A 9359-nucleotide genomic window follows, 5' to 3' on the forward strand; every position below is an offset into this window, starting at 1 on the left:
AGGCACTTGCCCTCCGGGTTGGGATGAAATCGGGCGATTGAGCCACCCAGGCCCTTGCATGGGCATCAGCCCATGCGGCGTGCCCGGTCGGCCCACTCATCCCGATTGCATCCCAACGCGGCGCCGTTTAGACCGTGAACAGGTTCTAAGGATCAAGAACTAGAGGGCAGAGATGGTCACTTCCACGCGCGCCAAAAGGGTTAAGCAACATGCCAGCGATGGCGCCAGGGACGGTGCCGCAGGCGCTGCGGCCAAGGCCTCCACCCGGTCCCGGGACAACGAACGCCCGCTGGTCGAGGACATTCGCCTGCTGGGCCGCATCCTCGGCGACGTGATCCGCGAGCAGGAAGGCGTGGCCGCCTACGAGCTGATCGAGCAGGTGCGCAAGCTCTCCGTCACCTTCCGGCGCGATGCCGACCCCGAAGCCGACAAGGCGCTCAAAAAGCTGCTCAAGGGCCTGTCGGGCGACCAGACCGTCAGCGTGATACGCGCCTTCACCTATTTCAGCCACCTGGCCAACCTGGCCGAAGACCGCCACCACATCCGCCGCCGCGCCGTGCACGAACGCGCGGGCGACACGCAGGAAGGCAGCATCGAAGTCGCGCTGGCCCGCCTGCGCTGGGCCGGCATCTCGACACGCACGATTTCCAACACGCTGGCGCACAGCTTCGTCTCGCCGGTGCTCACCGCCCACCCCACCGAAGTGCAGCGCAAAAGCATCCTCGACGCCGAACGCGACATCGCGCAGCTGCTGACCGCGCGCGACGACATCAAGGCGCTGGCCCAGGCCCACAACGCCGCCAAGGACGCCCTCACGCCGCGCGAGCTCGCCGCCAACGAAGCGCAGCTACGCGCCCGCGTCATGCAGCTGTGGCAAACCCGGCTGCTGCGCTTTTCAAAGCTCACGGTCGCCGATGAAATCGAGAACGCGCTCAGTTATTACGAAGCCACCTTCCTGCGCGAGATTCCCAAGCTCTATGCCAACCTCGAGCGCGAACTCGGCAACCAGCCGGTGCACAGCTTTTTGCGCATGGGCCAGTGGATAGGCGGCGACCGCGACGGCAACCCCAACGTCAGCGCCGACACCCTCAACTACGCGCTGGGCCGGCAGGCCGAAGTGGCGCTGCGCCACTACCTGACCGAAGTCCACTTCCTGGGCGGCGAACTCTCGCTGTCGGCCATGCTGGTCGACTTCAGCGCAGAAATGCGCGCCCTGGCCGAAAGCTCGCCCGACACCAGCGAGCACCGCAAGGACGAGCCCTACCGCCGCGCCCTCACCGGCGTCTATGCGCGCCTGGCCGCCACGCTGAAAGACCTGACCGGCGGCGAAGCCGCGCGCCATGCCGTGGCGCCGCAAAACGCCTACCCCAAATCGGAAGATTTCCTGGCCGACCTGCGCACCATCGAATCCTCGCTCAAGTCCAACCACGGCCAGGCCCTGATCGCCCAGCGCCTGCACCCGCTGATACGCGCGGTCGAGGTCTTCGGCTTTCACCTGGCCACGGTCGACTTGCGCCAGAGCTCCGACAAACATGAGGAAGTGGTCGCCGAGCTGCTGGCCGTCGCGCGCATCGAAGCGAACTACAGCAAGCTCGACGAGACTGCCAAGCGCGCGCTGCTGGTGGGCCTGCTCAACGACGCGCGGCCGCTGCGCGTCATCGGCACCGCCTACTCGGCCCATGCGCAAAGCGAACTCGCGATTTTTGAAGCCGCCCGCACGGCGCGCGCGCGCTTCGGCAAGGAAGCGATACGCCACTACATCATCAGCCACACCGAAACCGTGAGCGACCTGCTGGAAGTCCTGCTGCTGCAAAAAGAAGTCGGCCTGATGCACGGCACGCTGGACAACAACGCGACCAACGACCTGATCGTGGTGCCGCTGTTCGAAACCATTGAAGACCTGCGCAATGCCGCGCCCATCATGCGCGACTTCTACGCCGTGCCCGGCATCGCCCAGCTCGTCAAGCGCAGCGGCGCCGAGCAGGACATCATGCTCGGCTACTCCGACAGCAACAAGGACGGCGGCATCTTCACCAGCAACTGGGAGCTGTACCGCGCAGAGATCGCCCTGGTCGAGCTGTTCGACGTGCTGGCCAACTCACACAATATTCAATTGCGCATGTTCCACGGCCGCGGCGGCACCGTGGGCCGCGGCGGCGGCCCCAGCTACCAGGCCATCCTGGCCCAGCCCCCGGGCACGGTGCGCGGGCAGATCCGCCTGACCGAGCAGGGCGAGGTCATAGGCTCCAAATACGCCAACCCCGAAATCGGCCGGCGCAACCTTGAAACCCTGGTGGCCGCCACACTGGAAGCCACCTTGCTGCAGCCGACCAAGCCCGCGACCAAGGCCTTTTTGCAGGCCGCGGCCGAGCTCTCCGAGGCCAGCATGTCGGCCTACCGCACGCTGGTCTACGACACCCCCGGCTTCACCGAGTATTTCTTCAGCGCCACGCCCATCCGCGAAATCGCCGAACTCAACATCGGCTCACGCCCGGCGTCCCGCAAGGCCTCGCAGAAGATCGAAGACCTGCGCGCCATTCCCTGGGGTTTCAGCTGGGGCCAGTGCCGCCTCACCCTGCCCGGCTGGTACGGCTTCGGCTCGGCCATCGCCCACATGCTCAACGAAGGCGGCACGCCCGCCGCCCGCAAGGAAGCGCTGGCGCTGCTACAAAAAATGTACAAGCAATGGCCCTTCTTCCGCACCCTGCTCAGCAACATGGACATGGTGCTCGCCAAAAGCGATCTGGCCCTGGCCTCGCGCTATTCCGACCTCGTGGCCGACGCGCGCCTGCGCAAGAAAATCTTCAGCGCGATTGAAGCCGAATGGCACCTCACGGCTGAAGCGTTGGTGCTGATCACCGGCGAAAAGCAGCGCCTGGCCGGCAACGCCGCGCTGCAGCGCTCCATACGCCACCGCTTCCCCTACATCGACCCGCTGCACCATTTGCAGGTCGAGCTGGTACGGCGTTATCGGGCGGGGCAGGCTGACCAGAGGGTGCAGACGGGGATTCATATTTCTATTAATGGCATCGCGGCCGGGTTACGGAATACCGGATAAGCGCCGGCTTGCGCGCCTGTGCCCTTTGCTAAGGCTTGCTGGCCGGGAGTGGCCCGGCGGCCAGTAACTTTCTTTTGCTTCGCCAAAAGAAAGTCACCAAAGAAAAGGCGACCCTGGCTCCTGCGTCCCTCCGCTGCGCTACGGGCAACCTGCGGTGCTCGGTTCAGGCGGGGTCTCGCTAAACTCGCTTCGCTCAAACAACGCGATCCCTGATCCGCCTGAACCTGCGCTCCTCGGCGCATCCACAAGGGGTGGGGAAGGAATACCAATACCGAATACCTGAAGAGACAAGGACACGCCGTGGCGTGTCCTTGTTTGTATTTGTCTTCTTGGTATTTCTGTCTTCGGTTCCCGATCCCGATTGCCCCTTGTGGATGCGCCGAGGAGCGGAGGGCCAGACGGATAAGGGCAAAAACTTGTTTGAGCCGAAGGCGAGTTGTTTTTGACCCCGGCTGGACCGAGCACCGCAGGTTGCCCCGGAGCGAAGCGCAGGGGACGCAGCAACCAGGGTCGCCTTTCTTTTGCTTACTTTTCTTTGGCGAAGCAAAGAAAAGTGAGTTGCCGCCGGGCAATCCCCGGCCAGCAAGCCCATGCAGAGGGCGCACCGCCGGAGCAGGAACCGGCCTCACCCCCCTCTTCCACTCCAAGCAGCCAACACCCCAATCAAGCCCATCACCCCCACCAAGCCCAAAATCACCCCCCGCCCCTCCATCACCCCCGCAAACACCCCAACCAGCATCCCGGCCAGCGGCTGCGACAGGTTGTTCAGCATCACGATCACGCCGGTGGTCTTGCCGAGATCACGCGGCGGGATCAGCTTTTGCCGCAGGCTGCGGATGTAGACGTTGAACATCTTGTCAAAGCCGATCACCAGCAGGAAGCCGGCGGTGTAGACCCAGAAGTTGGGGGCCAGCCCGGTGAGCAGGCCGCCGGCCAGCATCACGCTGTAAGACACCAGGCCCAGGGTGCGCAATGAAAGCACGCTGCGGGCGATGAACAGCAGGATGACCACGGTGGCGATCGCGCCTGCGGTTTGCAGCACGGCGTAGTCGCCGGCGGAGCGCTGCAGCAGGCCGGTGACCATCGCAGCCGAAGTGGCCAAGGTGACACCGATGACGAGGTTGACGCCGGCCGCGAGTGCGATGACTTTTTTGAGGCCGGGCAGGTGCATCACCTGGGAAAACGCGGTGCGAATGGGGGCGGCCCAGTGGCCGGGTGCGGCTTCCGGCGCGGCCAGAGTGACAGTGTTTTGGCGCTTCCACAAGGTCACCGCGCCATCGGCAATCAGGAAAAAGCCTGCTGTCGCCCCGACCACCATGGGCCAGGACATCCAGCGCAGCAGCAGCGAGGCCAGCAAAGGGCCCAGCACCATGCCGAGCTGGTCGGCGATCTGCGCATGGGCCAGGACTTTTTCAAAACGGTGCTGGCGGAAGATCTGCGGCAGCATGACCTCGCGGGCCATCACGCCCTGGGTGGTCAGCACGCCGCAAACGGCAGACAGCGCGATCAGCCAGCCGACGCCGCCCACCCACTGGAAGGCGATGACGCCGGCGATGCAGACCAGCGCGCGGTAGAGCTGGCTGATGCGCAGCAGCTTGAGGGGCGAGATGCGGTCGCACAGCGCGCCGCAGACCGGAAAGGCCAGAAAACGCGGAAGGGTTTCGAGGGTGAAGGCGATGCCGGACCAGGCGACGCTGCCGGTGGTCTCAAACACCACCAGCGGCACGAGGAAAAGCAGGATCTGGTCGGCCAGCCGGGAGAAAAACAGGGAGGCATAAAACAGCTGCCCGCCGGCATCACGCTTGTCGCTCACCCCTGCCCCCCCGCTAAGGCCCGGGTGCCTTGCGCACCGGGCGGTTGTTGTTTCAAAAATTCAGTTGTGGTCGGCGGCGTCTTCGGCCGGCCAGTCGCGGATGTAGGCCTTGAGCATCTTGTTTTCAAAATTCTGGCTGTCGACCACGGCCTTGGCCACGTCGTAGAGGCTGATGACGCCCATCATGACCTTCTGGTTCATCACGGGCATGTAGCGCGCGTGGCGCTCCAGCATCATGCGGCGGACTTCGTCGAGTTCGGTCTCGGAGGTGCAGGTGAGCGGGTGGTCGTCCATGGCGGTGCGGACCAGCGTGGTGCCGATCTCGCCGCCGTTCTTGACGATGCAGACGATGACCTCGCGGAAGGTCAGCATGCCGACCAGGTCGCCGTGCTCCATGACGACCAGCGAGCCTATGTCTTTTTCGGCCATGATCTGGGCCGCCTTGGCAAGCGGTTCGTCGGGCTGGACGGTGTAAAGCGTGTTGCCCTTGACGCGCAGTATGTCTAGAACCTTCATGGCCGTCTCCTCGGTTGTGCTGCCAGCATGTATGCATTGTCCCACCACGGCGCGGCGAGAGGGGGAATTCAGTTTAAATATAGCCCACAATCAAACGGCTGGTTGCAACAATTTCCCCGCGTACAGCCACTTTTTTCTGACTGGAGACAAACCCATGCCCGGTTATTCCGACCCCGGTTTCGACACCCTGGCGCTGCATGCGGGCGCCGCGCCCGACCCCGCCACGGGCGCGCGCGCCGTGCCCATCCACCTGACCACTTCCTTCGTCTTCGAATCAAGCGAGCACGCGGCCAGCCTCTTTAACCTGGAGCGCGCGGGCCACGTCTATTCGCGCATCAGCAACCCGACCAACGCGGTGCTGGAGCAGCGCGTGTCGGCGCTGGAAGGCGGCATAGGCGCGATTGCCACCGCCAGCGGCCAAGCCGCGCTGCACCTGGCCATCGCCACGCTGATGGGCGCGGGTTCGCACATCGTGGCCTCGACGGCGCTCTACGGCGGCAGCCAGAACCTGCTGCACTACACGATGCGCCGTTTCGGCATAGACACCACCTTCGTCAAGCCCGGCGACCTGGACGGCTGGCGCGCCGCCGTGCGGCCCAATACCAAGCTGTTTTTCGGCGAAACCGTGGGCAACCCGGGGCTGGACGTGCTGGACATTGAGGCCGTCTCCAACATCGCCCACGAGGCGGGCGTGCCGCTGCTGGTGGATTCCACCCTGACCTCGCCCTGGCTGATCAAGCCTTTTGAGCACGGCGCCGACCTGGTCTACCACTCGGCCACCAAATTCCTGAGCGGGCACGGCACCGTCATAGGCGGCATCGTGGTCGACGGCGGCAGCTTCGACTGGGAAAAGTCCGGCAAATTCGCCGAGCTGACCGAAGCCTACGACGGCTTCCACAACATGGTGTTCAGCGAGGAAAGCACCGTGGGCGCGTTTTTGCTGCGCGCGCGGCGCGAGGGCCTGCGCGACTTCGGCGCCTGCATGAGCCCGCACACGGCCTGGCTGATCCTGCAGGGCATTGAAACCCTGCCGCTGCGCATGGCGCGGCACATGGGCAATACCGAAAAAGTGGTCGAGTTCCTGGCCAGCCACCCGCTGGTCTCGCGCGTGGGCCATCCCATGCTCGAGTCCCATTCCAGCCACGCATTGGCCAAAAAACTGCTGCCGCGCGGCGCGGGCTCGGTCTTCAGCTTCGACATCAAGGGCAACCGCGAACAAGGCAAGGCGTTTATCGAGGCGCTCAAGGTCTTCAGCCACCTGGCCAACGTGGGCGACTGCCGCAGCCTGGTGATACACCCGGCCAGCACCACCCACTTCCGCATGACGGACGAGGCGCTGGCGGCCGGCGGCATCACGCAGGGCACGATACGCCTGTCCATCGGCCTGGAAGACCCGGACGACCTGATCGACGACTTGAAGCGCGCGCTCAAGGCCGCCGAAAAAGCGGCCGTGAAAGCGGGGGCCTGAGCATGTACCTCGACGTCCTGGGCCATAAAACCTATTGCTACACCGGCGGCAAGCCTTTTGATGCGGCCAAACCCACGGTGGTGTTCATCCACGGCGTGCTCAATGACCACAGCGTGTGGATTTTGCAGACGCGCTACCTCGCCAACCATGGCTGGAACGTGCTGGCGGTGGACTTGCCCGGCCACTGCAAAAGCGAAGGCGAAGCGCCCGCGTCGGTGGAAGAAGCCGCCGGCTTTGTTGCCGCGCTGCTGGATGCGGCCGGCGTGCAGCGCGCGGCGCTGGTCGGCCACAGCTGGGGTTCGCTGATCGCCCTGGAAGCGGCCTCCCGGCTGAAGGACCGCGTGAGCCACCTGGTGCTGGTGGGCACGGCCTTCCCGATGAAGGTCTCGCAGGCGCTGCTCGACGCGGCGCTGAACGAACCGATGAAGGCGCTCGCCATGGTGAACGTGTTTTCACGCAGCACGCTGGCGCCGCCGCTGGGCGCGGGCAGCTGGGTGCACGGCGCCAGCATGGCGCTTGGCCGGCGCGTGCTGGCGAGCAACACCAAAGTCAACCTGTTCCACCGCGGCTTCAAGGCCTGCGACAGCTACGCCAACGGCGATGCCGCGATCAGCCAGGTCACCTGCCCGGTGCTGTTTGTGCTGGGCGCGCTGGATCAGATGACGACCGAAAAAGCCGCGCAGGCCCTGCTGTGCAAGGCCAGGGACAGCGGCAAGAAGGTCAGCGTCGCCAGCCTGCCCGTGGGCCACCACCAGATGAGCGAGGCGCCGGAAGCCACGCTATTCGCGATCCGCAACTTCCTCCAGTCCGCGTGACCCGCCGCATGGCCGTGCCCCTCGTCATTGACACGCTCGCCCAGGCGGTGGAGCATGTGCTCGCCACGGTGCAGGGCGACATCGTGCTCGGCCTGCCGCTGGGCATAGGCAAACCCAACCCCTTCGTGAACCTGCTGTACCGGCGCATCAAGGCCATGGGCGGCGAGGCCCATCCCCGGCGCCTGACCATCATTACCGCGCTGTCGCTGGAAAGGCCTGAAGGCAAAAGCGAGCTGGAGCAGCATTTCCTGGCGCCGCTGGTGGAGCGCGTGTTCAAGGACTATCCCGACCTCGACTACGTCAAGGACCTGCGCGCCGGCGAGTTGCCGCCGCACATCGAGGTCAGCGAATTTTTTTTGAAGACCGGCGACTACCTGGGCAACGAACGCGCGCAACAGGCCTACATCTCGACCAACTACACCTTTGTGGCTCGCGACATGGGGGTGCTGGGCGTGAACGTGATCGCCCAGGCGGTGGCGGCCCGCGAAACGGCGGCGGGCGGCACCGAGTATTCGCTGTCCAGCAACCCCGACGTCACGTTTGAACTGGCGCAGCGCCAGGCGGAAGCCGGCAGGCCCTTGCTGAAGGTGGGCGTGGTCAACCGCCAGATGCCCTTTATGCCCAACCAGGCCATCGCACCGCCCGGCTTTTTCGACGTGGTGGTGACCGATGACGCCGGCACGCATACCCTGTTCGCGCCACCCAACGGCAAGGTCAGCACGGCCGACTACGCCATCGGCCTGCACGCCGCCAGCCTGGTGGCGGACGGCGGCACGCTGCAGATCGGCATAGGCGCGCTGGGCGATGCGATCGCACAGGCGCTGATCGTGCGCGAAAGCGGCAACGCGGAATACCGTCGCATCATGGCGGCCCTTTGCCCCGGCGGGTTGCAAGGCCGCGAGCTGGACGGCTTTGACGAAGGCCTTTACGGCTGCTCGGAAATGTTCGTCAACGGCCTTCTGCAGCTGCTGCAGGCCGGCATCCTGCGCCGCGAGGTGTTTGACGACGAGGCCGTCCAGCGCCTGGTGAACGACGGCCGCATGCCGGGCCTGGCTGTCACCCCGGACACGCTGCTGGCGCTGCTGGACGCCGGGCGCATCCAGCCTGCGCTGGATGCCGAAAGCCTGGCCTTCCTGCAAAAGCTGGGCGTGCTGACGGCACACGTCAGTCTCGGAACCGATGGCGAGCTGGAGGTCAAAGACCAGCGCATTGCCAACCGGCTGGACCAGGCCGCGGTGCGCACGGCGCTGCGGGACGCGGGTGGCCTGGGCGAACGCCTGGCGGGCGGCGTGGTGCTGCACGGCGGCTTCTTCCTGGGCCCGACCGATTTTTACGAACAGCTCAGGCGCATGGCGCCCGAGGCGCTGGCGAAAATCGACATGACGCGCATTGATTTCATCAACCAGTTGCACGGCCAGAGCACGCTCAAGCAGGCGCAGCGCCGCAAGGGCCGCTTCATGAACACGACCATGATGGTCACGCTGCTGGGCGCGGCGGTGTCGGACGGGCTGGAAACGGGCCAGGTCGTCTCCGGTGTGGGCGGACAGTACAACTTCGTGGCCATGGCGCACGCCCTGCCCGACGCGCGCTCCATCCTGATGCTGCGCGCCACCCATGAGCACAAGGACGGCCTGCGCAGCACGCTGCTCTGGAACTATGCCTACGACACCATCCCGCGCCACCTGCGCG

General features: G+C 65.3%; 6 protein-coding genes. 4 read left to right on the forward strand and 2 right to left on the reverse strand.

From position 1 onward, the window contains the following. Window positions 1-172: 172 nt before the first annotated feature. A complete protein-coding gene (ppc, locus tag ACLV8F_RS24285) occupies window positions 173-3058 on the forward strand; it encodes a phosphoenolpyruvate carboxylase (protein ID WP_411886761.1) in 2886 nt (961 codons plus the stop codon). 625 nt (window positions 3059-3683) lie between these two features. On the opposite strand, the gene ACLV8F_RS24290 is transcribed toward ppc, so the two are convergent. Together ACLV8F_RS24290 and ACLV8F_RS24295 are read right to left on the reverse strand one after the other, a co-directional pair. Continuing rightward, a complete protein-coding gene (locus ACLV8F_RS24290; protein WP_411886762.1) occupies window positions 3684-4871 on the reverse strand; it encodes an MFS transporter in 1188 nt (395 codons plus the stop codon). A 60-nt stretch (window positions 4872-4931) separates the two neighbouring features. Continuing rightward, window positions 4932-5387 carry a CBS domain-containing protein gene (locus tag ACLV8F_RS24295; RefSeq protein WP_411886763.1) on the reverse strand — a complete coding sequence of 152 codons (456 nt, stop codon included), beginning with the start codon at window positions 5385-5387 and terminating at the stop codon, window positions 4932-4934. A gap of 154 nt (window positions 5388-5541) precedes the next feature. Here ACLV8F_RS24295 and ACLV8F_RS24300 point away from each other — a divergent pair, with 154 nt between their 5' ends. The 3 genes from ACLV8F_RS24300 to ACLV8F_RS24310 form a co-directional block, all read left to right on the forward strand. Then, on the forward strand, window positions 5542-6855 hold the full coding sequence (locus tag ACLV8F_RS24300; protein WP_411886764.1) for an O-acetylhomoserine aminocarboxypropyltransferase: 1314 nt from the start codon (window positions 5542-5544) through the stop codon (window positions 6853-6855). Window positions 6856-6857: 2 nt separating this feature from the next. Beyond that, window positions 6858-7670 (forward strand): alpha/beta fold hydrolase, encoded by an 813-nt coding sequence (locus ACLV8F_RS24305; protein WP_411886765.1) that lies wholly within the window; start codon window positions 6858-6860, stop codon window positions 7668-7670. Window positions 7671-7678: 8 nt separating this feature from the next. Continuing rightward, a partial coding sequence (locus ACLV8F_RS24310; protein ID WP_411886766.1) for an acetyl-CoA hydrolase/transferase C-terminal domain-containing protein occupies window positions 7679-9359 on the forward strand: 1681 nt, incomplete at its 3' end.

Origin of the sequence: Polaromonas sp. YR568 (assembly GCF_943369675.1) — a bacterium.
Taxonomy (GTDB): Bacteria; Pseudomonadota; Gammaproteobacteria; order Burkholderiales; family Burkholderiaceae_C; genus Polaromonas.

Excerpts from the sequence above, each read along its gene's own strand:
- ppc (WP_411886761.1), top strand. The coding sequence starts at position 173 with ATGGTCACTTCCACGCGCGCCAAAAGGGTTAAGCAACATGCCAGCGAT.
- ACLV8F_RS24295 (WP_411886763.1), bottom strand. The coding sequence starts at position 5,387 with ATGAAGGTTCTAGACATACTGCGCGTCAAGGGCAACACGCTTTACACC.
- ACLV8F_RS24300 (WP_411886764.1), top strand. The coding sequence starts at position 5,542 with ATGCCCGGTTATTCCGACCCCGGTTTCGACACCCTGGCGCTGCATGCG.
- ACLV8F_RS24305 (WP_411886765.1), top strand. The coding sequence starts at position 6,858 with ATGTACCTCGACGTCCTGGGCCATAAAACCTATTGCTACACCGGCGGC.